Origin of the sequence: Thermococcus barophilus MP (genome assembly GCF_000151105.2) — an archaeon.
GTDB classification, from domain to species: Archaea; Methanobacteriota_B; Thermococci; order Thermococcales; family Thermococcaceae; genus Thermococcus_B; species Thermococcus_B barophilus.
Window position 1 is genome coordinate 383,048 of the sequence record NC_014804.1, and the last position, 25,007, is coordinate 408,054.

Sequence of the window (25,007 nt, forward strand, 5' to 3'; positions counted from 1 at the left end):
TTGAATGAAAAGCGTGATCTGTCCTTATTGTGGCTTTGGATGCAGACTTCGGGTTAATCCTGAGACCCTCACAGTCATTCCAGATAAAACATCTCCAGTGAACAGAGGTAGAATATGTCCAAAAGGGTTGAGAGCCACTGAGTTTGCTGTTCATAGAGATCGCTTGAAGAAGCCCCTCAAGGCAGTTGGTAGAAAGTTTATTCCAATTTCATGGTCCCAGGCTATTGGGGAAATTTCTCACAAACTTTTAGAGATCAGAGAGCTGTATGGGCCAGATGCTGTTGCATTCATAGCCTCTTCAAAGTGCTCGAATGAGGAGAATTATCTCCTTCAGAAAATTGCTCGACTTTTCGGAACAAATAATATTGACAATTGTGCTCGTCTTTGTCACGAAAGCTCTGTTCATGCATTAAAGGCAACCCTTGGAATGGGTGTTCAGACCAATCCTTATGAGGATCTGGAGAAATTCAATGCAATTTTAATTTGGGGCTACAATCCAGCGGAAACACATCCGGTAGTTATGCACTATATCTCTGAGGCAAAGAGGAGAAATGCTAAGGTCATAGTTGTTGATGTTAGAGAAACAATGAGCTCCGAATGGGCTGATTATTTCCTTAAAATAATTCCAGGAACCGATATTGTTTTGGCAAATGCGATTATGCATGTCATAATACGCGATGAACTCTATGATGAAGAATTCGTTGAGAATATGACAAAGGGATTCAATGAGATCAGAATGGCGGTAAGGAAATACACCCCAGAATACGCGGAGAGGATAACTGGAATACGCTCGGAGATAATAGAAGAAGTCGCAAAGGCATTTGCACTGGCAGGCAGTGGGGCGGTGATGTGGGGTATGGGAATCACACAGCATGTTAGCGGGGTCGACAATGTTCTTGCACTTATAGATCTGGCACTTCTGCTCGGGTATGTGGGTGAGAAGGGAGGACTCTATCCGATGAGAGGGCAGAATAATGTTCAAGGTGCTGCTTATATGGGAGCGTTAAGTGAGTATCTCCCTGGGTATGTTGAACTTACAGACATGGAGTTTAGGAGAAGAGTGACAAGAATCTGGAATACGGATAAGATACCGACGGAGAGAGGGCTTTATCTTACAGAATTCTTTGATGCAATTGCAAAGGGAGAAGTTCTCGCTTTATATGTCATGGGCGAGAATCCAGCCGTCAGTGAAGCAAACTCCAGAAAAGTTGTAGAAGCCCTGAAGAAACTTGAACTTCTGGTTGTACAGGATATATTCCCAACTAAAACATCCAGATATGCCCATTATATTCTTCCCGCGGCTGCATTTTGTGAAAAAGAGGGCAGTTACATGAACAGTGAAAGGAGAATTCAGTGGAGCTCTAAGGTCTGTGATCCTCCCGGAGACGCTAAACCCGACTGGGAGATTCTAACTCTGCTTGGAAAGGCACTTGGACTTCCTTCTTTCGACTATAAGATGGTGGAAGAAATAACGGCTGAGTACTTTAAACTCTTTCCGGAACTTGAGGATAGAGAGATTGAAGAACTGAAAACACCGGAAGGGGTGATTATACCGAAGAAGAGACTCCACACATGGAGCTTTGCGACTCCTGATGGGAAAGCTCATTTCAAAGCAGTGGAATATATATTACCATGGGAAACTCCAGATGACGAATATCCTTTTATTCTTGTGACAATGAGAACCATGAACAGCTATAACACTGGAGAAATGAGTTTAAGAAGCCCTTCTCTGGCAAAACTGATGAAGGCGCCCATGGCGGAAATCAGTAAGGAGGATGCAAAAAGGCTTGGGATTCGTGACGGTGAGCTTATTATTATAGAAACCAGAAGGGGCAGGATAAGAATAAAGGCGAAGATAGGGGATATTAAAAGTGGTGTTGTAGCTGTACCTTTCCATTCCAAGGTGAACAGAATAACAAGTGATGCTTTAAATAAAGCAGGAACTCCGGAGCTTAAATTCTCCGCATGCAAAGTTTATAAAGCCTAACTCTCTCTAACTGCATCATCTTCAAACTTTCTTACCTCTTCCTCTGTACCTACCCAGACCACTATTACCGGTTCAACTGTTATCATGCCGTCCTTTATCATTGGTTTTATTTTGCAGATTGCCTCCTCTATTTTGTATCCCCTATCAACAGCTTCTATTACTATGGGCAAATCGGTTGACAGTCTCAGCACGTCGGCAGAATGCATTTTGCTTTTCTTGCCAAATCCCAGAATCCCTCTGTATACAGTTGCTCCAGCAATTCCCATCTCTCTTAACCTCTCCACTATTGCTTTGTAGAGAGGTTTACCTTTGTAGGAATCATTTTCCCCGATGTATATCTTCAATCTAAGCGTGTTCCAGTGCTCTACCTCGACCAATTCATTCACCTCCTTGCGAGCATAAATCCCAAAAATACCAAGAGGAGCGTGAGAGATACGTTTGAAAAGACATTCAAAGATGCCTTTAAGTATTCTCCTTCTCTCAGAAGAACAAACGTTTCATATGAAAATGTGGAAAATGTACTCAGAGACCCGCAAAACCCAATTCCAAAAAACACCCTTGTCTTGGGTGAAATATCATAACCAAAGAACATAAGCCCTGAAATATAGCCGAGCAGAAAACTTGCTATACTGTTCACGATTAGTGTTCCTACTGGAAAATCTCTGTATACTGGCAGAAGTCCAGAGATGTAAAATCGAGCAAGTGCTCCCAATGCTCCCCCAAGGGCAATCTGAAGCACAAATTTGCTGCTCATTTTCTTCTACCCGGCCTAAGGTAGTAATCAATTATCTTTTCCACCTCTCTGCTCATCCCCTTTCCTCCGAGAGCAATATTCTCTGATGAATATCCGAGTATCTTTATTGCCAAGGCTCTGTTGGCTGTGTATACCTCATAGAGCTTGTAATTTAATGATGACATCTGTTTGGTCAGTTCTAACAATTCCAGCTGGACTTCATTTGTTGCTTCTCTCTTTTCGTAGCTTTTCATTTTCCTCCCTCAGCCTCTCAAGTTCCCTCAGCAGTATCTCCTGATCTTTTAAAGCTTTTTCATACCTCTCTTTCATCAGAGCAAGTTCCCGTTTAAGTTGCTTGATAAGCTCGCCTGGGGTTTCATCCATTTCATTCACCTTCAAAGCTCAAATAGTAGTGTATGAGCTTTTCTATATCCCCGTATTCTTTCTCCTCTTTCCCAAGCATCTCTCTCAGCCTCTTGTTCTCGGCTATCATACCTGAAAGCTGAATTGCGAGGTTCCTATTGTCCAGGGCTATACCATATGAGGAGAACTTTAAAGGTGACCATTTCCCTTCAAGCTCATAGAGTCTTTCTTCCAGTTCCTTAACTTCTTTTCTTAAAGCTTCCACGTCTTCTCCCGGATCGTAATCTAAGAATTCTCCCAAAAGAATAATTTTAATGCCTTCCTCAACTCTAAAACCATGTCTCATGCATATCTCCTTTATCTGGTTAAACATCTCATCCTCGATGTGAAAGGTGACCTTTCTCCACCCGACTTCAGGTTTTACCACGATTTTCATCTCTCTTCATCTCTCTTCTCAGTTCTCTGTTTTCGATGCTGAGCTTTAATCTAAACTCCTTCATTTTTTCTTTATCTTTCTTCGCTTTTTCGCTGAATTTGAGGAGCATTTGATAATGCTCTTCCATCTCCTTGAGCTTTTCTTCAAGCCTCCTGCGCTTCTCAAGCAGGTAGTTGATCTCAAGTATTTGGAGCGTTTTTTCGAGTTTTTCAAGCTCATAGAATCTTCTTTTTATCTCTTTTTTCTCCTTTCTAATTTTCTGAAATTCGTCGTTGGTGACTCTAATCTCTATTTCCAAGCAGAACACCTCTGAGAATTGAATGCTGCTTCTGCCTCTTCACAAAATTTATCTGCAAGGGGAGCCCCTTAAGACTTTCAATTGCCTTGGGAACTGATGATGCTTCCTGTTCGGTTGGTGCCTTGGTTGCCCTGTAATCAAACTTCTCAATGAACAGGTGCATTAGGGTTTTTATTTTTTCCAGCTTTCCAATTTGAACTTTCTTAAGTTCTTCTGCAAGCTCTGGGTTTTTTCTTCTAAGCTTAACTTCAATTTCTTCGAAGTGTTTCTTGCATAGGATTGCCTCAGAGTTCCTGTAGTCTTCAATCAGCTTATCCATTCTATCCACTGTTGCCTCTACTGTATGCTTTTCTTTGACTTCTGTGAGTTCGCAGAGGTAGCATTTTCCATCTTCAATTTTCTTTTCATCCTTCAGTGCATTGAGATAAATTGAAAGCATGTGTTCGTAAATTATTGCAACTCCAAGCCCACCATAGAGGGGATTGGAGTATGCAATGTCTTTAAGCTTCCATGCATGATATGGACATAATCCCAGACTCTCCGAGAACTTTTCTCGGACACTGGGACTGTTGATATGTTCGTAGAGTATATGCCCGATTACCTCTCTCTCGTACTTTTCAACGATTCTGCAAATAGGACATCCAGTTCCTTGAAATGCTTCCCTGAGATATATTCCAATCAGATCCATAGCCATTCCTCAGAAGCTGAGCAGATCATTTAGGGCTCTCAAAGCTCTGTACGTGTTCTGGAAGTTTGAAATTCCAAGCTCAAGGGATCGTCTGAATCCACCATTGGGATTCTGCAGTGCTCTGATGAATCTTATGTGCTCCTTTATGTATCTTGGCTTTCTTCCAAGGAGCTTCAATGCTCTTATGGCATAAAACGTTGGTTCGAGGTATGGAGGCAGGGACATTGGGACTTCTGTGAATCCTCCGTAAACTTCACATTCTTCAAAAAACCTTGTTTTTGGTACTGGATATCCAAGAACATTGAGGGAATATATGGCTTGATACGTCATTGTGACAGTTGGCTGGTTCACTCCGTAGCCGTTTCCTTTTCTAAAACCTTCTATGAAATCCCTAATCTTTTCTTTCATATCATCTGTGATTTTATAGTTCAGCAGTGAAACAAGCCTCATGACCCAATAGGTTGATTCTAATGGAGTTGCTGCTCCAAATTCCTCACTTCCACCTAACCCAACGGAGAACTGTCCCTTCAAGGGATTGTATTTCGCAAATATGTATTCAAGCTTTTCTCTCGCCAAATCTTCAGCGCCAAGAATTGCGAGTGCTTCGCCGGCCATTGCTAAAGCAACTGTAGCCCTGTGCGGCTGAGCAGAGCTATTTAAAAATTCAATTGTTTTTTCTTTCTCTGGAATTTCAAGATTGAGCAGGTCATAGATTTTAACGGCATAGTATGTGTCATTTATATTTGTCTCGTTCAGCATTGAGACGAAGCAGTAACCGCCATCTTCATGACGCCTCTTTGAGATGTAGTTTATAACAGCATTCAAATTCACATATCTCGCAAGTTCATTAAGCTTCGAGCCCATTCTACCGCCTCCTTCCATTTTTATGAGCATGAATGGGTAGAACAGGCGTCATCAGCCCTTAACGGGCGGTTCGGGCTCGAAGCCCGGGCGGACGCCATCGCCCGACTAAACGTGAGAAAGAAAACATTTAAAGATTTTGGTTCATTGTTTTAATTAAAGCCTTTGCAGGTGAAATCATGAAAACCGTGTGGTTCGTGTACATAGGCAACAATTCGTACAGAGATGTCGTTTTTTATGCATACACCGATGTTAATAAATACTTAGCTGAGAATAACATCCCCATTAGGCTAATCTTCCATCATCCTCGAGTTAGGGCTGGGGAGAACGCAGAGAACATGCCAGAAAAGGATATCATTCTTGAATCCAAACCTGGTTTCACAATAACCATTAACACAGGAAAGGGGAAGGTGGTGGCATATCCCCTTGAGGGGATCCTTGATGTCCTCTACGGGTGGCTGGTCAAAACCCGTCATGAAGTTCAGGAGATTTATGAGATGCACCAAATAGAGCCTGACGATGAGATACCAGACACCGTTATAGGGGTTGTCAGCTTTCCGCTTGTTACAAGGAATCCCTATCTCGATTTCTACGAGAAGTTCCTTGGGATCCAAAAAAAGGTTTCTGGTCTGAATATTATAGCTGTCTCTGTGAGCCCGTTTTATCATCCAAACAAGCTCAAGTTCTCAAACAGGATTTTTAAGGCAATTCTTCATGAGCTCGGTCATGCTTTTGGGTTGGATCACTGTTCTGAAAACTGTGTGATGAATCCCCCCTCAACCATTGAGGAGTGGGATTCAAGGGTTCCCGATTTTTGTCCCAAATGCTTTCTGGAGCTGAAGAGAAATGTTGAATGGAAAGAGAATAAGCGTGATAATACCAGCTTACAACGAGGAGAAGAGGATAGGGAAAGTTCTTCAAAGGATGCCTGACTTCATCGATGAGATCATCGTGGTGGATGATGGGAGTGAAGATAGAACAAGTGAAGTGGCGAGAGAGCTTGGGGCAGAGGTCATTAGACTTGAGCAGAATCAAGGGAAAGGTAGAGCCATGAGTGAAGGCATTAAAAAGGCTAATGGAGATATAATCGTTTTCATTGATGCCGATGGGCAGCACAAGCCCGAGGAGATCATAAAACTTGTGGAACCCATTCTCAATGGTGAGGCGGATTTTGTCATAGGCTCCCGCTTAATAAAAGCTCAGGGAGAGAGGCCGCTGATAAGAAAGATAAGCAACTTCATAACGACTTCTCTCATTCGTTTAAAGCTTGGGATAAACGTTAGAGATACTCAGAGCGGATTTAGGGCAATCAGAAGGGAATTTTTGCCCGAGATTGAAAGCAAGAGGTATGAGGTTGAGACTGAGGTTTTGATAAAGGCTGTAAAGAAGGGTGCGAGGGTGAAGGAAGTTCCGGTTTCGATGATCTATGGCATTGAGACAGGTCATTTTAGGCTGGAGGATATTTTACGATTCTTGCATTCTTTAGTGAAGTACTGAAAGCCCTCTGTTGGTTTTTGCCCAATTATTCAATGAAGTTTTAAAATCTTAAACCAGTCCTTAGAAAAAACTTATATACAATAGTCCACATAATTATTCTTTGAGTTCCTGTCTTTTGCTGTGGTGATTGGATGAGGTTCCTAATAAGACTCCGAAATGAGAATTTGGAATTTAAAGTGCCGTACAACCATCTCTACTACCTGCAGGGTTTGGTATATAGGAGAATCCAAAGGGTAAATCCAGAGCTGAGCCTGTCCCTGCACAGGCCAAAAGTTCCAAAGCTGTTTACCTTTTCGCTCTTCATGACAAAAGAGCGGCATAGGATGAGCGGCAACAATAAATACTTCATCGGCAGAAAGGAGGCTTTCTTTTACTTCTCTACAGCTGTTCCGGAAATAGCTGAGGCTTTCATAGGCGGTCTTTTGCAGGAGCCGGAGGTAAAGCTCTGGGGAGAGAGGTTCTACGTTGAGACAGTTAAGGCTTTGCCGGAGCCGATTTCGTTCAGCGGGAAGATATATTCAACGCTCTCTCCAATAGCAGTAACTACCGTGAAAATGCAGTTTGGAAAGCCGAGGCATTACGACTTGGGACCAGATGAGCCAGAGTTCTATGAGAATCTAAAAGAGAACCTCAAGCAGAAGTACCTCTTGATCTATGGCAAAAAGCCCCCAGAGGATTTTGAGATTGAAGTGCTGAGTGCAAAGCCCAAGCGCTTCGAGGTTAAGCCCGGTATTTTCCAGAGGGCTTGGCATCTTATATTTAGGGCATATGGAGATGATGAATTAATTAGAGCTGGATATCTTGCTGGCTTCGGGGAGAAAAACTCTCTCGGCTTTGGGATGGTGAAGGTTGATGAGTGAAATAGAAAGAAGGTTTAGGCAGGTAACAGGCTTTACTCCATATGATTTCCAAAAGGAAGCTATTGAATACCTCTTGGATGGCTACTCTTTAATAGTTAGAGCACCGACAGGGGCAGGAAAAAGTGAAATGGTGCTAATTCCCTTTATCTCTGAATTAAACGAAAGTTTGCCTTCCCAGCTTATATACTCCTTGCCAAATAGGACTCTTGTTGAAAGTTTAGGCAATAGGGCTAAACGCTATGCATCCTTCAAAAAGCTTAGAGTTGCTGTTCACCATGGAAAGAGAGTTGAAAGCAGGCTTTTTGAGGAGGACATAATTATTACAACAATTGACCAAACGGCAGGAGCTTATTTAAGCGTGCCCTTAAGCATGCCAAAAAAGTGGGGAAATATCTTTGTTGGTGGTGTTGCATCTTCAATGCTAGTGTTTGATGAAGTTCACACGTTGCATCCAGAAAAAGGACTGTTGACATCGGTAGCAATGAGCATTGAGAGTTCAAAGCTTGGATTTCCATTTGTCATGATGTCTGCTACACTCCCAGAGAGCTTTATGGAAAAAGTAAAGAAGATGGCAGAGAAGAAAGGAGGAAAAGTAAACATAATTAGTGTGGATGATGAAAATGAAATTGCATCAAGAAAAGCTCGAAAGATCTATTTAGACACTAGTCCTCTTTACTCTAAGACTTCATTAACTGCTGAAGAAGTTTTAAAACATTTAGAAGATTCTAAGAACCTTTTAATTGTTGTTAACACCGTCAGTAAAGCTCAAAAGCTTTATTTGGATCTTAAAGATAAGATAGATGTTCCGTTATTACTACTCCATTCACGGTTTCTTGAAGAAGATAGGCAAGCTAAAGAGAGAACAGTTTTAGAAATTTTTGGAAAGAAACAAAGGGAAGGAATCTTAATTACCACGCAAGTAATTGAAGTGGGCATGGATATCTCCTCTTCAAAACTTTTGACAGAAATTTCTCCTATTGATTCTCTTATCCAAAGGGCGGGAAGGGTTGCAAGATGGGGCGGTGAAGGAGAAGTTATAGTTTATGACGTTGAGAAGAAACCAGGAAAACCTTATGCTCCTTACTCTGAAGAGCTTGTTGAACCAACTATCCAAGCTCTCAAAGGCGTTGAGCTTTTGAATTGGCAAGCTGAAGTAATGCTGGTTGATAAAGTTCTCTCTAAACCTTTTGAGAATTATCTTGATCCATATAAATTCTATGAGCGGTTAGGAGGTTTGGTTAGGGCTGTTTACGAAGGAAAGCGGGCATATGTTGAAGAAAATGTTAGAGAAGCTTATTCAGTTGAGATAGCACTATATGAAAACGTTGAAGAACTTAAGGGTGAACCAGAGAAAGCATTTGCCCTTAAGCGGTTAAGAGTTGACTTTAGAGTTTTGGCTGGTAAGTTCAACTACCTACAGGAGATTGGTGCCAAAATTTACCGTGTGGAGGAAAATCCACTCATCGACGAATACGAGAGCAAGTATGAGCTCGTGGAAGTTCAAAGCAAAGAGGATATCATGCCATTTGAGTTTTACATAATTTCCGGAATAAGTTACTCTCCAGAGGTTGGTCTGCTATTTGACAAAAGTGGTGAGATTAAGAGCTTTGAATTTGAAGAAAAGGAACATCTGTTTAAGCTTGAGCTAAAAGAATTAAGGAGAGAAACATGGGTTGAGCATTCACTAAAAACACTTGACTTTTTGAGAACGTACATGCTACCGAGATATGCTTATCCCATCAAAACCTTTGCCAAATATTTTGGTATCTCCAAGAAGGACTTAATTAGTTGGATTGAGCTTAGTGTGGCTTTGCATGATCTTGGAAAGCTCAATTATTACTGGCAAAAAGCGGCAGGATGGCAAAAAGGAGAAGAGCCAATAGCTCACGGCTTTGAAAGGATTAAAAAGTTGCCACCTCATGCAACTGTGTCTGCCAAAGCTTTAGAACCATATTTAATGGAACAATTTGATGAAGAAGGGCTTTTCAAAGCCTTCTACTTAGCAATAGCTCATCATCATTCACCATGGTCATCTAAATATCAAAAGTTCAAGCTTATTGAGGATGCACAGGAGTATATATTCTCCATATATCCAATTCCAGACGACTTGATATTGAGAAAAAGCCCCTCAGGAAGTTTTCCTTTCAAATTGAATATTGACGATGAGAATGAGTATTATCGTCTATATGGGCTAGTTTCTAAGCTTTTGCGTATCTCAGATAGGCTTGCAACGGGTGGTGAGTCATATGAATCGATATTTAGTTCCTAAACAAGGATGGCAGTTTTTGGATTTGGCAAAGGCTTATGGAGTTGGTATTATAATCTATGCTCTCTCTGGAGATGCAGAAATTTCTGATGCTGGAGCGTATTACGAAGTTAGAACACAAAAAGAGTTAGATTTTTCAAGAATACCCAAAATACAGGAATACATTGGAGATGATCTTGAAGAATGGGGTTATGTCCTTGCCACTCTCAACAAAGCAAAAGTAGAAAAGCTAAAGCAAGAGATAAGAAAATTTTTCAGCGATGAAAACAACGTGAAGAAACTCCTTAGTGGGCATCTTGGAGGAAAGTCTGTAACTCTCCCACAATCGCTTGAACTTGCCGCAAGTAAAGGCATTAGGAAAGCCGTTCTAAGTTCGTATTCGGAAGACCAAGTGAAAATTCTGCAAGATGAGTTTTATCTTGCAGTGCTTGGAGCCATAAACGTTTCACTGTGGAAATATTCCAAAGAATACTGGGTAGCCGTTTATCCATTGCCATCTAATACAAAGATTAGGCACATTTATACCATTAGATCAAAGCTGAAGGATTCTGTAAAGGGATTTCATAGAGCAGGTTATTTTGCAACAGTTGCATATATAGCAACAAGGCTGGTTAAGGAAGAAAAAGCTCTCAGTAATGGGAGAAAGTTTTCACCCAAAATCGGCGGGCTCTTATATGGAGTCATGATGAAAACGGGTAATCAACCAAAACCATTCACATCTGGACTGTTTCCACTTGATCTTCTCCATACCATAGTTGTCTCCAACGAAGATGCACTCGATATGTGGTTGAAGATATTTGAATTCACATCATTCAAGAAAGGTTACGAAGATTTAGCTCTGTCCTTAGCAAAATTCATAGCAGAACCAACTTTAGATAACTACTACTCTTATGCAAGACTTCACTTGAGGAACGAGCTCAAAAAAGAAGGTTTAAAATTTGGAGTTTATGATGCGGATTCCCTTTTGGAGGTGTTGAAGAATGTCGAAGTTAGCTGAGCTTTTTGAAAACGAAGCTATAAAGGACTTTGGAAAAGCCCTTAGGAGGGCGCTGAGAATAGGAGAGGACTATTCCTCTTTGGTAGAACTCGAATATGTTGAAAGCAAGGAGCAGTTTGTAGAGGCAATAAAACGCTTTTTGAGGAGATATGAGACATTAGCCAAGAAAGGCTACAAGGGTAAGCCATTGACCAGACCAAAAGAAACAAGCTTAGTTGAGCTGATGAGGCTTGTTGATGAATATGGAGTAAAGCTTGTTCGTTCTGCCTTAATTAGCTATACTCTTGTGAAAGGAGGTGAAGAAAATGAGTGAAAAAGTTTTTGAAATTGCAATTTTAGGAAGAGCCCTTTGGGAGCTCCACAGCTTGAACAACGAGGGCAATGTTGGAAACGTTGTTGAGCCAAGAAGCGTTAAGATAATTGACCCAAACACTGGGGAAGCTGTAACAACTGATGGAATTTCCGGAGAAATGTTGAAGCACATTCATTCAGAGTTTATGTGGCTCCTCGATGATAAGGAATATCTCTGCGAAGCCTGTAAAGTTCTACATCCTGAAAGGTTCAATCATGTAGTAAACAAAAATAAAAGCAAATTTAAATCACCTAAACAAGTAATTGAAGAGGCTGTGAAGACTTGTGATATCTGTGATGTCCATGGATTTATGGTTGAGAAGCCAACAGTTTCAAGGAAATCAACTGTTGAATTTGGATGGGCATTAGGAATTCCAGAGGTTTATAGGGACATACATCTTCATGCAAGACATGCACCCGGAGAAAAGGGTAAAAGACAAGAAACTGAAGAAGGGGAAAGGGAAGGAGGTACTCAGATGATATATCACAGACCTACAAGAACTGGAAAATATGCAATTGTTACAGTCTTCCAGCCATGGCGCATTGGTTTGAATGAGGCAAGACAAGATGTTTATTCCTACGATGGAAAACGTAGGAAAGAGCGCTATCAACTTGCATTAAAAGCTTATCAGCTAATGTTTGCAAGACCTGAGGGAGCAATGACAACAACAAGGCTTCCACATGTAGTTGATTTTGAGGGTGTAATAGTTCATTCCACAAAACCTGTTCCAGTCCCAGTAATTTCTCCGTTGAAGGAAGACTACAAAGCGGAAATAAAGAAGATAGCTGAGACAATTGAAGAGATTGAAGTTCTTGAGTTTAAAGGAGTGGCCGATTTCGTGGAGAAGATTGGCACGCTGTTGAGCAAAGAACCCTACGAGATGAACTTTGGGGGAGAGAAATGAAATGGTTGAGGCTTAGGATTCACTTTCCTTCATTTTATTCCTATAGGATCCCAGACTACTCATCCCAGTATGCATTAGCTCTGCCTCTAATCGCACCGTCCACAATAAAGTTGGCTCTCGTTGCAACGGCAATTAGAATAAGCGGTAAAGTTAGCGAAGGGAAGAGAATCTTTGAGTATGTAAAAGATGCAAAAGTTGGGATTAAACTTCCTAAGATCATTGTAGTAAATAGTGTCTTTATCAAGAGACTAAAAAAGAGAAAAGATCAACCAGGGTTCCAATCAAGCTTTGGAGTTAGGGAATACGTTCATTTCAGTGGGGACTTAGAAATCTATTTAGGATTCAGCAAAATTGGGATTCCAAAGGAATTGATAATCTATGCACAGAGCATCAGATATCTCGGAACAAGTGATTCACTCGTCTATGTAAAGAGCGTAGAGTGGGTAGATAAAGAACCAGCTGATGCTATTTTCCCTTCAGAACTCTCAAAGCTTCCTGAAGGGGCAATTATTTACCCGGTAAAGGACTTTGCAAAGAAAGTTACATTTGAGCAGATTAACCCATACTCATCTAAAAAAGCTGGAAGACCTTATGAGATCAAATACTATCCCATACTCCTCTCAAAACGTCCAAGAGAGGGCAAGAACTGGAAGCTCTTCGTGCTTTCTTAGTTTTTAGTTTTTGTTGTTCTTTACAGTAGAGGCTGTATCAAAAATTACACCTCAAACTGTTACACCTTCAAGTGTAGTGGAGGTTGCACTATGACAGATACCTACCCCGAAACCCACCTCATCATCCGCGGCACAGAAATTAACTACCTCTTCATCTGCCCAACTAAACTTTGGTATTTTGCAAAAGGCATCACCATGGAGCAGGAAAGTGAATACGTTGATCTGGGCAAATTCCTCCACGAGAAGAGCTACTTCGGAGAAGAAAAAGATGTCAAAATAGGAATGATAAGCATTGACTTCATCAAGAAGGGCGATATCATTGAAGTCCACGAAGTCAAAAAGGGCAAATCGATGGAGAAAGCCCACGAGATGCAGGCATTGTATTATCTCTACTACCTCAAAAAGCTCGGCATAAATGCGAAAGCTATTCTGAATTATCCAAAGCTCAGGGAAACGAAGGAGATAACCTTAGAGGGCAGGGAAAAGGAAGTGGAAAAAGCTATAGGGGAAGTTGAGCAGATAAAATCCCTCTCAGTTCCACCAAAGCCTGTGAAAACAAAGAAGTGCAAAAAGTGTGCGTATTATGAGCTCTGCTGGGTTTGAGGTGATATTATGAGAAAGAAACCCCTCACCCTATTCTCGGACGGAACCCTTTACCGGAAAGAGAATACCCTCTACTTTGAGAATGCCCAGGGAAAAAAGCCCTTAGCAATTGAAGGCATCTACGACATCTATATCTATGGAAAAGTTACCATAACATCTCAGGCTCTCCACTTTTTGGCTCAGAAAGGCATAGCAGTGCACTTTTTCAACCACTACGGCTATTATGACGGCTCATTCTATCCAAGGGAAAGCCTTCACTCTGGAGATCTGGTAATAAAGCAGGCTGAGCACTATCTTGATAGAGAAAAGCGCCTAAGGCTGGCTAAGCTATTTGTAAAGGGCGCTGCAAAAAACATGGAGCGGAACTTAAAGCGCTGGGGAGTTAATACTTCATTTGGTGAGCTCTTGGAGGAGCTTGATGATGCAAGGAAGATAACCGACATCATGAACATTGAGGCGAGAATTAGGCAAGAATACTATGCTTTATGGGATGAAACTTTACCAGATGGCTTTAAGATTGTGAAGAGAACGAGAAGACCTCCGCAGAATGAAATGAATGCCCTGATAAGCTTCCTGAACTCAAGACTGTATCCCGCAATAATCAGCGAACTTTACAACACCCAGCTGACACCGACGATAAGCTATCTGCACGAGCCGAGTGAAAGAAGGTTTTCTCTTGCTTTAGATCTGAGTGAGATTTTCAAGCCAATAATAGCTGACCGCATAGCCAACCGCTTGGTGAAGCAAGGCATAATAAAGAAGGAACACTTTAGGGATGATTTAAACGGTGTTTTGCTCAATGACGAAGGAAAGAAAATTGTTCTTAAAGCGTTCAACGAAGAAATGAGGAAAAGCGTAAAGCATCCAAAGCTAAAGAGAAATGTGACCAAGCAGAGGCTGATCAGGCTTGAGGCGTACAAGCTGATAAAACATCTCATTGGAAGCCAAGAATATGAGCCGCTTGTGGCGTGGTTTTAGATGATGTCCTCCAATGGATTTTTCTCTACCCCCAAGCTTTCTCTTTTTGGCTTTGAGCGGAGCTTGTAAATCACCACTGAATCCTCATTCTCATCTATTAAATTAAGAATGCCTTCTCTTATTCGTTCAAACTCCGCTAAGGTAATTTCTCCCTCAAAAACGCTGTTTTGAACCCAATGCAAATACTGACGCAGGAACTTCTTGACCTTATTAACCCTCGAGACGTTAACATCGTAAACGATGACCACATACATGGCTCATCATAATGGATTTGCCTTTGTCCCATTTAATATTTTTGAAAATTTTTCGATCCTTGCTGGGGTTTTAGTTTTTGAAATTCTTTGGCTTTAGTTTGCTTTAATTTCAAAATGAGGGTTTGTGAGTGGTTTGGATGTTTTTAGTAATTGTTTGTTGTTAAATTACTTTGCGTTGCAAATTTTTGTTAAAATTGTAACGTTTTGAATGTACACATTTGGATTTAGGATCTTTGGGAGCTTCTTTGGTATGCTTTCCTCATGGAAATTTGACCATTTTAAAATTAAAGATCAGAGAGGTTAGATTTTTGGATTTCAAAGTGTGAGAAGGTTTTGGAAGTGCTACGGGCATTGTTGTGCATTGGCTGGAATCATAAAAGGAACCGCCAATTGGGGTAGTGGAGTGACATCAGTACGCTAATTAGAGGGTTATCTTGGCTTTGTTATTAACCCTTCGGCAAAAAGCTTTTATAATTCAAGAGTTCTTATACTCTTATTGGGGAAATAAGGCAAAATCCCGCCCTGTTCCAATAAGACTCCAAGAGAATTGAAAGTCATTAAGTATCTTATTGCCTCCTCAATCTCCTTTAAAGTGTTCCAATAAGACTCCAAGAGAATTGAAAGAAGCACAATTCTTAGAGCAGCAGAATAATGAGTACAGGTTCCAATAAGACTCCAAGAGAATTGAAAGGCTCAAGCAGGCATTAGAAGCCATCGGGATGAAGGTTTTGTGTTCCAATAAGACTCCAAGAGAATTGAAAGGCAGGCGAGAAATTCAAACTTTCGTGAGAAGCCTTTCGAGTTCCAATAAGACTCCAAGAGAATTGAAAGCATAGCCTTTGCATAAGAAATTCTTCCAGTCCTAAAATGTTCCAATAAGACTCCAAGAGAATTGAAAGATTCTTTGTTTGCAGCATCCCAAAACAGTTTGCGATGTTCCAATAAGACTCTAAATTGAAACCATTTCTTCTCTCGTTTTATTATGGAATTTGCTCTTAAGCTAAATGTTTATATTTTTGAAGTTGCACTTCATTTGGGATGAAAAATGCTGCCTGTTGGAAAAGTTCCGCCAGAGAAGCTTAGGGATGTAGTTTTCAAGCACTTGGGCGTTCGAGGAGAAAGAGTATTGATTAAGTCTGGCATTGGAATTGATGCTTCAGCAATTGATTTCGGTGATAGCGTTCTTGTTGCATCCACGGACCCAATAACAGGTGCAGAAAAGCATATAGGGTTTTATGCTGTCAATATAAATGCCAACGATGTCGCAACTTTTGGAGCAAAGCCGAAGTGGTTTTTAGTTTCCGTTCTTCTGCCCGAAAATGCTGATGAAAAACTTTTGAAAGAGATAATGTCCGATATTGATAAGAGTGCAAAAAGCCTTGATATCGCAGTAATTGGCGGACACACTGAAGTCACTCCCGGCTTAAAGAAGCCGATAGTTGTCGGCACAATGCTCGGAGAAGTGAAAAAAGAAAAGCTTGTACATGCTGGAAATGCAAAGCCGGGAGATGCTATAATACTAACAAAAGGAGCAGGAATTGAAGGAACAGCAATCATAGCAAGTGAGCGGGAGGATGAGCTGGTTGGAGTATTCGGAAAAGAGTTTGTTGAGAGAGCAAAAGCCTTTCTCTGGAAGATAAGTGTTGTGAAAGAGGCATTAATAGCGAACGAAATTGGAGTAAACGCAATGCACGACCCTACAGAGGGGGGCATTGCAAACGGACTGCACGAGATGGCAGATGCATCCGGGTTGGGCTTTGAGGTTCATTATGAAAGGATACCAATAGCAGAAGAAACGAGGAAAATCTGTGAGTACTTCAACTTGGATCCCCTATCGCTGATAAGCTCGGGGGCTCTTCTGATTGCAGCACCAAAGGAAAATGCAGATGAAATTGTCGCTGCTCTTAAGAAGGAGAACCTTGCTGCTTCAGTAATCGGAGAGTTTCTTGGAGATAAAAAGAAAAGGATAATCATAAGAGATGGAGCGGAAAAGGAGCTCAAGCAGCCTTTGAGTGACGAGCTTTGGAAGGTTGTGTAGGTTCTTTGCTCAATGTTTCTTTTTCCTGCTCTTTCCACTCTTCCAGCAGGGTTACGAGTAAACCTAAAGCCACTGGTCCAATTATAACTCCCTTTATTCCGAATGACATTATCCCACCAAAAATTCCCACCAATGCGACGACTGAGCTTACCTTTGCACCTTCAGCAACAAGCTTTGGCCTTATCGTTATATCTGGTATCGGAGAGATAAAGACTGCACCGTATACTGCAAATAACACACCAAGGGCTATATTACCGGTTTTAATCAAATATGCAGCTCCAATCGCCCAGAGTATCCAGCCCCCAATTACGGGCAAAAGCTCAAGCACTATGCACAGTATTCCCGCAGCTATCGCACCGCTGACGGTTGTTATCTCAAACAGAACAAACCCAACGGTCAGAAAGATTCCCTTGAGAACGCTGAGCATCAGCCAGGTTCTTAGGATGGCGTTGAGGGTTATCTTTGCCCTCTCAACAAGATGTATGCCAAGCTCCCTGTTTTCCCGCGGAAGCAGACGATAAACTTCCATTGCTAAGAACTCTGAATTTGTTAAGATAGCGTAAAACAGCGCAAGGAAAACTATCGCTTGCAGCAGGAATTTGGGAAGGGAAAACGTGTATCCAAGTAGAATATCCCCAAGCTTTTCTGGGATTGTTTTTGAAAGCGCGTGGAGACTTTCCCCTATTCCAAAAGGAAGGTTTACGCCAAGAAGCCAGTTGAAGAAGTCGCCTATATAAACATACAGATAGTTCAAAACATCCCTTAGCCATAGCGCCGCACCTATAAGCAGGACCCCAGCTAAGAGAGCCATCATTGCGGTAAGCATGACTGCGGACTTTTTATTTCCGAATTTTTGGGAGAGCCGCATATGAAACGGATGAAATATATATGCTATTGCAAGGCTGAAGATGATTGGGGAGATCAGCGGCTCAACTGTACGCCAGACTAAGAAGAGTATGATGAGGGAAATTCCAAGCCAGACAAGGCTTTCGGTTTTCATATCACCATCTCCCTATATATTTCAGTAGTAGCTCCCTCGCAGAGGGCTTGTTAAAGATGAAGAGACGATTTTTAATCCCGTCAAGCAGAAAGTTTTTCCCGAGTGCAAGAAGCCCACCTTTAAGCTTATAAATCTCTGCTTTTTCCAAGCTGATGTTCTCTTTTACTTCTCTTGGAGCTTCAATGTTCTCCAGAATTGCCTCAAGCTTATCCATAACTGCTCTGCTAACAAACTTGGGCTTGCCGAGCTTAAGCTCTTCCGGTTCAACTTCGCTGGCATCCATGTAAATGCCCCAAAACTCCTTTGCGCATTCGAATGGATAAACATACTCCTTTCCATAATCTGGAAGGTACAGCTCGTAAATAATTGCCAGCAAGATTTTTCTGGCATCACTTCCATAAAACTCTATCCTCAAATTGAACTTTCCATCGGCAAAGCCGTTCTCGAAAACCTCAAGCTTTTCCTCACACTGCATGAGCTCACCCCCTTATGTATGAGTAAACATAATTAGCAGGCATATAGAGGGATGAGCTCTCATAGATCCCAAAGTCCGTTTTTTGAGCGCTGTACAAAACAACCTTGGCACTCTTAACGTTCATGAGCTGTTCAAGAACTTTAATTGCATAATCTAAGTCCCCGGTGTCGTCCACTAAGATGCCTTTAACGTCTGTTGCAAACCACGTCTGACCTGTTGCATACTTCTTCGTCGTGTTCATGTCAAGATGCCTCCCTTCGCTTACCACTTGGAGGAAGTCCTGGAAGTAGGTGTCTATGATGTTTTTTATCATCTCCCTTTCTTCAGGTGTTAAGTCCCTCCACTCGGCTCCCATGTCCTTGTATTTTCCGGTTTTAAAGACATTAACCTTAATTCCATTCTGGGCGTAGTACTGCTCAAGGTCATAATGGACATAGAGAACTCCAATGCTTCCGACTTCTGCCAATGGATCAGCGATGATCTTATCGGCGGCACAGGCTATGAAGTACCCCCCTGAATCCGCATATCCACCGGTGTATGCAACAACTGGCTTGCTATAGCTGAGCTTTTTTAGCTCCTTGTAGATCACCCTTACTGGACCTACATAACCTCCCGGACTCTCGATCCATAGTAGAACTCCGCCTATGCTTTCATTTTCCTTTATCTGTCTGATTTTTGAAACCACATCCAGTGCCATGTTCTCATCTATCGGACCCATTATGGGAAGTATGGCTATTGTAGTATTTGCTTTAGCAGGCTGCTTCTCCCTCAGCTGCTCTTTGAGATACTCAACCTGCCTTTGGAGTTCTTCAATTTTAGCCTGCAATGCTGTTATATTGCCCACAGAAGTCTTGACGGTTATATTCGGCATTTCAACTTTAACTTCAGTCGTTCTGTTCACCACCAATGCCTTTTGAAGTTCGCTGTTTTGGGTGTAAAGGAGCACGTTGCTTACAATAGCCAATGCGAGAAGAAGGGTTAAAATGAACGTGAGATACTTCCAGACTTCCTCTTTATCCATACATATCACCTAACATTAAAGTTACGCTGGAAACTTTTAAATGTGGTGCCAAAGATTTTTATACAATCATAGGAAAACAAAGGCAGGTGTGAAAGATGGAAATTGGGGTCAGCATTTATCCTCACTTTGTGAACAAAGACAAGAGCTTGCCCTCAGTCTTAGCTGATGTGAAGATTAAGAAATACGATTTTGTTCAGATATTCCCGCATGCTCTGGGGCTAATAAAAAACGGAGAAGTCGTGGAGAGGAAGCTTCGCCCAGTTGAGGCTGCATTGAAAGGTGTGGGAATAAACTACATAGTGAGAATGCCTCTCTCCGTGAATCTAAGGGATCACATCTACTACTCAAGGCATTTTAAGGTCGCAAAGGCAGTTGTTGATGTTGCAATAAAGCTTGGAGCAAAGATAATAGTCATGCAAAGCGGAAAAACGGGCAGGCTTGACTTGGAGATTGAGGCGATACAGCAGCTTGCAGATATGGCGGGCAAGTTTGGCATTAAGATAGCACTCGAAAACACATTCAGCGTTAAAGACACGCTTTATGTTGTGGACAACGTTGATAGAGAGAATGTGGGCTTTGCACTTGATGTGGCACATGCGTTCTTAAGTGCTCAGGGGGATGAAAACAAGCTCCTTGAAGATGTCAAGCTCGGCACAGAAAAGACGATAATTCTTATGATCCATGATAATTTCGGAAAGCTTACACCTCAGGTTGAACCGGAGGATGCCCTCGCTTATGGAGTTGGTGATCTCCACCTCCTGCCCGGTGAAGGTAAGATACCATTCGGAAAGGTTCTCAAACTGTTCGGCGATGTTCCACTGCTGCTGAAGGTCAAGGATCCGGATAAGTTCGCAAAGCTGCCCGATAAGCAGACGCTGATCGAAATCCTGACAAGCATTTAAAGGTTTAACCTTTCCTTTACCACCTTTAAGAGCTCTCCAAAGGCTATTCCGATAACTTCCTTTTTCCTTGTGAAGTGGAGAACATCCTGGCTGAGGTTCTTTTTAATGATTTCTGCAGCTTCTTCAACTGTTATCTTCCCCTCAAGCCAAGCATAGGCTATTACAGCTTCTGCTATGTCACCTTTTCCATGTTTGTCAGTTCTTGGAGGTATTAAGTGAGAAAGCTTCGCCCTCTCAAGAGCTAAAGCCAGGGAAGAATTAGGAACCCTCCCAGCAGATGGATACCCCAAATACTCACTTAATGCTAAGGAGAATATGAAATTAACAAGAGAATCTCCAAACTTTGAGAGATTCTTGTCTGTGAAGTCCTTCGAATATTTCATATTTGGCATAAAAACCGCTCAAAACTTAAATTTTTTGGTCAAAACTTCAAGCTAAAATTTAAAGGATTTAGCCAAAAATAAGATTAATTGGACACAGAACTACTTCTTAACGGCTTTTTCCCAAGCTTCAAGGACTTCCTTGGCCCTGTCAAATATTTTCTGAGCCGCTTCTTCTAAGGCTTTTTCTGGAGTTATCTTTCCGTCAGTGACCACTCTAAACTTTGGCTTTCTTGCTGTGAGAATTGGATGCTCAATTGTGTATCCAGCGAATGTGACATGCTTGTTCTCATGAAGGACCTCATTAAGCAGGTTGGCAAATGTATGGTCTTCCCCAACGAGATAAAATTCCAGGACATTCTTTTCACGCTTTATAACTTCAATTTTCATCTTCCTCACCTGTTAAATGTTTTAACATTATCTCCATAGCCTGCTCTTTGTTCTTCACAAGTTCGTATTTAAACTTATCTTCTTTATATTCTGCCACTCCAACCTCAACCATTAGGTCGAGAACTTCCTCTGGATCAATGTCAAAGACAATAGCCAAAGGTAATGCAACTTCCCTTATTTGCCTCGTGGTCTGGAGTGAAATGTCTGCAAGGTATTCTCCAAGTTTTCTTGTTAGATTAACTATTTCGTTCCATGGCATTGAGGTCTCAAGCTCATTGTCCTTAAATTCAACGGTCTCACCGAGTAGCTCAAGGGTCTTTAAAAGTATTGGGGCTGAAATGCTAACACCTGCTTCTCGGAATATGTCATCCAGCACGTATCTGTAGAGACCACGCTTGTTTGCGTATAAGCGGGAGCGAACCCTCTTATGAATGTCCTTAATCTTGTAGATTGCGTCTCTGATTTCATCTTTAGTTCCTTGTATATTGATTTTTAGAGAATTGAGCTTTCCATGGACGTATATAAAAGCGGGTAGATTAAGCTTTTGAAGCTCCCTCATAAATTCCTCCTTCTCAACGTCGTCCCTTACATGGATAACAATTACCTTTTTAGCCTTCATTTCTTACACCTAAACCTTAATCTTTCTGTAGAATGCTGAAAGCTTTCTTGTTTCGATCCTTCCACACTTAGGACATATGAGCTGATTTCCCCTCCTCACGAGGGGAGTCTTACAGTTTGAACACAGTGCAAAAACAACACCCAAGTCCGGTGCTCTTGTTGTCAGCTGAATTGGGCTTTTTTCATCAGTCAAAACCCTCGCCCTCACTATGTCTCCTATTTTAAATTCTTTGCTCATATCCTCAACAAAGCCTTCTTTTACTTGGGAAATGTGGATACCAGCGAGCTTTGATGTTGCTATTTCCCTATAATCCTCCCTTCCTTCTATTCTGAGAAGCTGAACAATTGCTGCTTGAGGTTTTACCTCGATTACTTTTGCAATAACAATCTGTCCAACTTTTGGAATTGGAGGGGTGTCTGTAACTGGAACAACACTTATCTCCATTTTTTCTTGGTTTATTTTAACCTTTCCAGCTCTTGTTGAATAGAGCTCCCCATTTTCTTCAATAACACCATCTCCAGGGAGGAACTCCTCAATAACTCCCAGATAATCCCCTGGAAGAACAAAATCACCGTTTTTCACTGATTTTTTCTTCCTATTTTCAACATCCATCCCTCACACCCCAGTGAATTTTAACAATCTGGTCTTTTAAGCTTATGGGCACAGCATATACTTTATAAAGAATCCTTAGAAATTATTTTAGTAAGTTCATCAAAAGGCTTGGATGGTGATAAAGATGAGGATGCTTCTAATTCACAGCGATTATCTTGAGTATGAAGTTAAAGACAAGGCTTTGAAAAAACCTGAGGAGATAAGTGAAGAGCAAAAGAAAGGAAGGCTCGATGAGGTTCTCGCTGTTTTTGTAAGTGTCGAGAAGGTTGACGAACAAAATCCTGAAGAAGTTGTCGAGAAGGCTGTTGCTGAGATTAAAGACGTTGCCTCTCAAGTCAAAGCCCAAAACATATTTGTCTATCCATTTGCTCATTTAAGCAGTGAGTTAGCTTCACCAGATGCTGCTCTTAAAATCCTTAAGGCAGTTGAGGAGAAGCTCAAGGAGGAGGGCTTCAACGTTAAGAGGGCACCATTTGGATATTACAAGGCATTTAAGCTTTCATGTAAGGGCCACCCATTGGCAGAGCTTTCAAGGACGATAGTTCCGGGAGAAGTTAAGAAAGAGGAAGAGGTTCCAGAGGCTCTAAAGAAAGAAGAAGAGCTTGTCAGCTACTGGTACATTCTCACACCAGAGGGGGAGCTTGTTGAAGTTGACAAGTTTGACTTCACTGGACATGAGAACCTCAGGAAGTTTGCGAACTATGAGATAAGCAAGAGCAGAATAGCTGAGAAGGAGCCGCCTCATGTTAAGATAATGCTTGAGCAGGAGTTGGTTGATTACGAGCCAGGAAGCGATCCAGGAAACTTGAGGTACTATCCAAAGGGAAGGCTCATCAAGTCACTACTTGAGCAGTATGTTACGGAGAAGGTTATAGAGTATGGTGCCATGGAAGTTGAGACGCCAATAATGTATGACTTTGAACACCCAGCTCTTGAAAAGTATCTGAACAGGTTCCCAGCGAGACAGTACATTGTTAAAAGTGGAGATAAGAAGTACTTCCTCAGATTTGCCGCTTGCTTTGGTCAGTTCCTCATAAAGAAAGATGCAACAATAAGCTACAAGCACTTGCCGCTGAGAATGTACGAGCTCACGAGGTATTCATTCAGAAGAGAGAAGAGAGGTGAGCTGAGCGGTCTCAGGAGACTCAGGGCATTTACGATGCCAGATATGCACACGGTTGCTAAAGACTTAAAGCAGGCAATGGAGGAGTTTAAGAAGCAGTATAAGTTAAGCATGGAAGTCCTCAAGGGCGTTGGACTTACACCTGATGACTATGAGGTTGCGATAAGATTCACGGAAGACTTCTGGAATGAGAACAAGGATTTCGTAGTTGAGTTAGTGAAAATTATTGGAAAGCCGGTTCTAATTGAGATGTGGAAGCAGAGGTTCTTCTACTTCATTCTCAAGTTCGAGTTCAACTTCGTTGATAACTTAGACAAGGCTGCCGCTCTTTCGACGGTGCAGATAGATGTTGAGAACGCGGAAAGATTTGGAATCACGTACTACGACGAAGACGGAAAAGAAAAGCATCCGCTCATACTACACTGCTCACCAAGCGGTGCAATTGAGAGGGTGATGTATGCGATACTTGAAAAGCAGGCAAAGCTTAGAAACCAAGGGAAGAAGCCAATGTACCCACTCTGGCTCAGTCCAATTCAGGTTAGGGTTATTCCAGTTAATGAGGACTATCTCGACTACGCCCTCTACATTGCAGGAAAGCTTGAGGGTGCAAGGATCAGAGTTGATGTTGACGACACAAGCGATAGATTGACAAAGAAGATTAGAAAGGCGGAGAAGGAATGGATTCCATATATTATTGTAGTTGGTGAGAACGAGAAGAGACAAGGTATAATAACTGTTAGAAAGAGAGAGGACGGCAAGCAGTATGAGATGCAGCTTGAGGACTTAATAAAGGAAATAAAGCAGAGAACAGAGGGCTTCCCATACAAGCCAAGACCTCTGCCGTTACTGCTTTCCCAGAGGCCCAAATTCAGGGGTTAATTTCTTTACCCTTAATCTTTCTGCTTTTTTGCCTTTTGTTGTCCACATAGTATATGTTGATGGGGCAAACTCCTCAAGTGGAGATTTCACCAAATGGAGCCTTTCCTCAAGACCCTCATCACCTATCTTTGAAGAGGCAACTATTACATATTCACTTATGCTTGTTATCCAAGCAACAAAGCGCTGGGACACAACATCTTTGTTCAAGGGGAGAACGAGTACGGAATTTGGCATGAGTTTAGTTTTTACGGCAATTGTCTGATTCAGAAGTTTTAATGTCATGTGTTCACCAAGCATCAGTGCGGCTCCATCCAGTGTATACACAACTCTGAATGCCTTTCTGTCTCCAAGAAGTGGTTTTATTCTGTTTTCATAGATCATGTCTATTTTTGGATTTATGGTCTCTGGATCGACATAATTCAAATAAAACACGTTTTTAAGGTTAAAACGTGATCCGTACTTTGATCCAAATACATCTATTATAGCAGCATTACCCCTTTCAAGTTCTGCACTTAAATCCAAGCCGACGAATTCAGCAGCCCTAAACAGGTTTGGAAGGGGGAGATTGTAGTTTGATATTATGCCGAAACCTCCCTTATCAACCTCGTTTTTCAGCAGAGCAAAGCTTATCAGCCATGCCGAAGAGTAAGTGTCGTAGATTACTGAGACTATGGAGTTGGGCATTATCTCCTTCTTAAAGATTTCCTGAATTAGAATCTCGCCCTCTATGTTCATTTCTTTACCTCCGCAATTACGGCATGCTTTGAAACACTTTGTTACTAAAGCATTAGAATAGTTAACAGTAAGGCAATATAAAAAT

31 protein-coding genes, 1 CRISPR repeat array and 1 riboswitch are annotated in these 25,007 nt (G+C 41.6%); of the genes, 14 read left to right on the top strand and 17 right to left on the bottom strand.

Going from position 1 to position 25,007, the window contains the following annotated elements; all coding sequences use genetic code 11:
• Nucleotides 1–4: 4 nt before the first annotated feature.
• Entirely contained in the window at nucleotides 5–1,987 is a 1,983-nt protein-coding gene (gene fdhF / locus TERMP_RS02300) for a formate dehydrogenase subunit alpha (RefSeq protein WP_013466735.1), read from the top strand.
• Here fdhF and TERMP_RS02305 read toward each other — a convergent pair.
• The 8 genes from TERMP_RS02305 to TERMP_RS02335 are packed head-to-tail and all read right to left on the bottom strand — an operon-like array spanning nucleotide 1,984 to nucleotide 5,369.
• A complete protein-coding gene (locus TERMP_RS02305) occupies nucleotides 1,984–2,364 on the bottom strand; it encodes a DUF190 domain-containing protein (protein ID WP_013466736.1) in 381 nt (126 codons plus the stop codon). The two genes, fdhF and TERMP_RS02305, sit on opposite strands and share 4 nt — an antisense overlap.
• 5 nt (nucleotides 2,365–2,369) lie before the next feature.
• The gene (gene crcB / locus TERMP_RS02310; protein WP_048159723.1) at nucleotides 2,370–2,741 is read right to left on the bottom strand and encodes a fluoride efflux transporter CrcB; all 372 of its coding nucleotides are present in this window, start codon (nucleotides 2,739–2,741) and stop codon (nucleotides 2,370–2,372) included.
• Nucleotides 2,738–2,974 (bottom strand): hypothetical protein, encoded by a 237-nt coding sequence (locus TERMP_RS02315; protein WP_013466738.1) that lies wholly within the window; start codon nucleotides 2,972–2,974, stop codon nucleotides 2,738–2,740. Before TERMP_RS02315 ends, crcB begins: the two co-directional genes overlap by 4 nt.
• Nucleotides 2,940–3,104, bottom strand: coding sequence for a hypothetical protein (locus TERMP_RS11510; protein WP_013466739.1), 165 nt, complete (start codon nucleotides 3,102–3,104; stop codon nucleotides 2,940–2,942). Before TERMP_RS11510 ends, TERMP_RS02315 begins: the two co-directional genes overlap by 35 nt.
• A gap of 1 nt (nucleotide 3,105) precedes the next feature.
• Nucleotides 3,106–3,519, bottom strand: a complete 414-nt coding sequence (locus tag TERMP_RS02320) for a hypothetical protein (protein WP_013466740.1) — start codon at nucleotides 3,517–3,519, stop codon at nucleotides 3,106–3,108.
• Nucleotides 3,497–3,817 (bottom strand): hypothetical protein, encoded by a 321-nt coding sequence (locus TERMP_RS02325; protein WP_013466741.1) that lies wholly within the window; start codon nucleotides 3,815–3,817, stop codon nucleotides 3,497–3,499. Before TERMP_RS02325 ends, TERMP_RS02320 begins: the two co-directional genes overlap by 23 nt.
• Nucleotides 3,801–4,511, bottom strand: coding sequence for a DUF6062 family protein (locus TERMP_RS02330; protein WP_237702851.1), 711 nt, complete (start codon nucleotides 4,509–4,511; stop codon nucleotides 3,801–3,803). The genes TERMP_RS02325 and TERMP_RS02330 overlap by 17 nt, the downstream gene beginning before the upstream one ends.
• A 3-nt stretch (nucleotides 4,512–4,514) precedes the next feature.
• Complete coding sequence (locus TERMP_RS02335) at nucleotides 4,515–5,369, bottom strand: prenyltransferase/squalene oxidase repeat-containing protein (protein ID WP_013466743.1); 855 nt, start codon at nucleotides 5,367–5,369, stop codon at nucleotides 4,515–4,517.
• Between the two features lie 35 nt (nucleotides 5,370–5,404).
• Nucleotides 5,405–5,480, bottom strand: a riboswitch (Fluoride riboswitch).
• A gap of 65 nt (nucleotides 5,481–5,545) precedes the next feature.
• Here TERMP_RS02335 and TERMP_RS02340 point away from each other — a divergent pair.
• The 10 genes from TERMP_RS02340 (at nucleotide 5,546) to cas1b (ending at nucleotide 14,494) form a co-directional block, all read left to right on the top strand.
• Nucleotides 5,546–6,298, top strand: coding sequence for a zinc metalloprotease (locus tag TERMP_RS02340; RefSeq protein WP_013466744.1), 753 nt, complete (start codon nucleotides 5,546–5,548; stop codon nucleotides 6,296–6,298).
• Complete coding sequence (locus TERMP_RS02345) at nucleotides 6,213–6,863, top strand: glycosyltransferase family 2 protein (protein WP_048159724.1); 651 nt, start codon at nucleotides 6,213–6,215, stop codon at nucleotides 6,861–6,863. The genes TERMP_RS02340 and TERMP_RS02345 overlap by 86 nt, the downstream gene beginning before the upstream one ends.
• A 131-nt stretch (nucleotides 6,864–6,994) precedes the next feature.
• Nucleotides 6,995–7,723 carry a CRISPR-associated endoribonuclease Cas6 gene (gene cas6 / locus TERMP_RS02350; protein ID WP_013466746.1) on the top strand — a complete coding sequence of 243 codons (729 nt, stop codon included), beginning with the start codon at nucleotides 6,995–6,997 and terminating at the stop codon, nucleotides 7,721–7,723.
• The gene (locus TERMP_RS02355; RefSeq protein ID WP_013466747.1) at nucleotides 7,716–9,992 is read left to right on the top strand and encodes a CRISPR-associated helicase/endonuclease Cas3; all 2,277 of its coding nucleotides are present in this window, start codon (nucleotides 7,716–7,718) and stop codon (nucleotides 9,990–9,992) included. Before cas6 ends, TERMP_RS02355 begins: the two co-directional genes overlap by 8 nt.
• Nucleotides 9,970–10,986, top strand: a complete 1,017-nt coding sequence (locus TERMP_RS02360) for a hypothetical protein (protein ID WP_013466748.1) — start codon at nucleotides 9,970–9,972, stop codon at nucleotides 10,984–10,986. The genes TERMP_RS02355 and TERMP_RS02360 overlap by 23 nt, the downstream gene beginning before the upstream one ends.
• The gene (locus tag TERMP_RS02365; RefSeq protein WP_013466749.1) at nucleotides 10,970–11,299 is read left to right on the top strand and encodes a hypothetical protein; all 330 of its coding nucleotides are present in this window, start codon (nucleotides 10,970–10,972) and stop codon (nucleotides 11,297–11,299) included. Before TERMP_RS02360 ends, TERMP_RS02365 begins: the two co-directional genes overlap by 17 nt.
• Entirely contained in the window at nucleotides 11,292–12,242 is a 951-nt protein-coding gene (locus tag TERMP_RS02370) for a DevR family CRISPR-associated autoregulator (protein WP_013466750.1), read from the top strand. The genes TERMP_RS02365 and TERMP_RS02370 overlap by 8 nt, the downstream gene beginning before the upstream one ends.
• Nucleotides 12,239–12,913, top strand: coding sequence for a type I-A CRISPR-associated protein Cas5a (gene cas5a, locus TERMP_RS02375; RefSeq protein ID WP_013466751.1), 675 nt, complete (start codon nucleotides 12,239–12,241; stop codon nucleotides 12,911–12,913). The genes TERMP_RS02370 and cas5a overlap by 4 nt, the downstream gene beginning before the upstream one ends.
• A gap of 90 nt (nucleotides 12,914–13,003) precedes the next feature.
• Nucleotides 13,004–13,516 (top strand): CRISPR-associated protein Cas4, encoded by a 513-nt coding sequence (gene cas4, locus TERMP_RS02380; protein WP_013466752.1) that lies wholly within the window; start codon nucleotides 13,004–13,006, stop codon nucleotides 13,514–13,516.
• Nucleotides 13,517–13,525: 9 nt separating this feature from the next.
• Complete coding sequence (cas1b, locus tag TERMP_RS02385; RefSeq protein ID WP_013466753.1) at nucleotides 13,526–14,494, top strand: type I-B CRISPR-associated endonuclease Cas1b; 969 nt, start codon at nucleotides 13,526–13,528, stop codon at nucleotides 14,492–14,494.
• On the opposite strand, the gene cas2 is transcribed toward cas1b, so the two are convergent.
• Nucleotides 14,491–14,748, bottom strand: coding sequence for a CRISPR-associated endonuclease Cas2 (gene cas2, locus TERMP_RS02390; RefSeq protein ID WP_013466754.1), 258 nt, complete (start codon nucleotides 14,746–14,748; stop codon nucleotides 14,491–14,493). The two genes, cas1b and cas2, sit on opposite strands and share 4 nt — an antisense overlap.
• A gap of 524 nt (nucleotides 14,749–15,272) precedes the next feature.
• Nucleotides 15,273–15,647: direct repeats of the CRISPR family, unit length 30 nt; unit sequence GTTCCAATAAGACTCCAAGAGAATTGAAAG.
• A gap of 146 nt (nucleotides 15,648–15,793) precedes the next feature.
• On the opposite strand from cas2, the gene TERMP_RS02395 reads away from it, so the two are divergent.
• The gene (locus TERMP_RS02395; RefSeq protein WP_013466756.1) at nucleotides 15,794–16,786 is read left to right on the top strand and encodes an AIR synthase family protein; all 993 of its coding nucleotides are present in this window, start codon (nucleotides 15,794–15,796) and stop codon (nucleotides 16,784–16,786) included.
• Here TERMP_RS02395 and TERMP_RS02400 read toward each other — a convergent pair.
• The 3 genes from TERMP_RS02400 to sppA are packed head-to-tail and all read right to left on the bottom strand — an operon-like array spanning nucleotide 16,746 to nucleotide 19,282.
• A complete protein-coding gene (locus TERMP_RS02400) occupies nucleotides 16,746–17,786 on the bottom strand; it encodes an AI-2E family transporter (RefSeq protein ID WP_013466757.1) in 1,041 nt (346 codons plus the stop codon). The genes TERMP_RS02395 and TERMP_RS02400 overlap by 41 nt on opposite strands.
• A 1-nt stretch (nucleotide 17,787) precedes the next feature.
• Complete coding sequence (locus TERMP_RS02405; protein ID WP_013466758.1) at nucleotides 17,788–18,261, bottom strand: PH1570 family protein; 474 nt, start codon at nucleotides 18,259–18,261, stop codon at nucleotides 17,788–17,790.
• A gap of 4 nt (nucleotides 18,262–18,265) precedes the next feature.
• Nucleotides 18,266–19,282 (bottom strand): signal peptide peptidase SppA, encoded by a 1,017-nt coding sequence (gene sppA, locus TERMP_RS02410; protein ID WP_013466759.1) that lies wholly within the window; start codon nucleotides 19,280–19,282, stop codon nucleotides 18,266–18,268.
• Nucleotides 19,283–19,377: 95 nt separating this feature from the next.
• On the opposite strand from sppA, the gene TERMP_RS02415 reads away from it, so the two are divergent.
• Entirely contained in the window at nucleotides 19,378–20,184 is an 807-nt protein-coding gene (locus tag TERMP_RS02415) for a sugar phosphate isomerase/epimerase family protein (RefSeq protein WP_013466760.1), read from the top strand.
• Here the strand turns inward: TERMP_RS02415 and TERMP_RS02420 are convergent.
• The 4 genes from TERMP_RS02420 to TERMP_RS02435 form a co-directional block, all read right to left on the bottom strand.
• Nucleotides 20,181–20,567, bottom strand: a complete 387-nt coding sequence (locus TERMP_RS02420; protein ID WP_048159900.1) for a ribonuclease III family protein — start codon at nucleotides 20,565–20,567, stop codon at nucleotides 20,181–20,183. The genes TERMP_RS02415 and TERMP_RS02420 overlap by 4 nt on opposite strands.
• A 99-nt stretch (nucleotides 20,568–20,666) precedes the next feature.
• Entirely contained in the window at nucleotides 20,667–20,954 is a 288-nt protein-coding gene (locus TERMP_RS02425; protein ID WP_013466762.1) for a DNA-directed RNA polymerase subunit L, read from the bottom strand.
• Complete coding sequence (locus tag TERMP_RS02430; protein ID WP_013466763.1) at nucleotides 20,944–21,573, bottom strand: DUF2067 family protein; 630 nt, start codon at nucleotides 21,571–21,573, stop codon at nucleotides 20,944–20,946. Before TERMP_RS02430 ends, TERMP_RS02425 begins: the two co-directional genes overlap by 11 nt.
• Before the next feature lie 9 nt (nucleotides 21,574–21,582).
• A complete protein-coding gene (locus tag TERMP_RS02435) occupies nucleotides 21,583–22,185 on the bottom strand; it encodes an exosome complex RNA-binding protein Csl4 (RefSeq protein ID WP_013466764.1) in 603 nt (200 codons plus the stop codon).
• Nucleotides 22,186–22,309: 124 nt separating this feature from the next.
• Here TERMP_RS02435 and TERMP_RS02440 point away from each other — a divergent pair, with 124 nt between their 5' ends.
• The gene (locus tag TERMP_RS02440) at nucleotides 22,310–24,187 is read left to right on the top strand and encodes a threonine--tRNA ligase (protein WP_013466765.1); all 1,878 of its coding nucleotides are present in this window, start codon (nucleotides 22,310–22,312) and stop codon (nucleotides 24,185–24,187) included.
• On the opposite strand, the gene TERMP_RS02445 is transcribed toward TERMP_RS02440, so the two are convergent.
• Nucleotides 24,152–24,922, bottom strand: a complete 771-nt coding sequence (locus tag TERMP_RS02445) for a hypothetical protein (protein WP_013466766.1) — start codon at nucleotides 24,920–24,922, stop codon at nucleotides 24,152–24,154. The two genes, TERMP_RS02440 and TERMP_RS02445, sit on opposite strands and share 36 nt — an antisense overlap.
• Nucleotides 24,923–25,007: the final 85 nt, after the last annotated feature.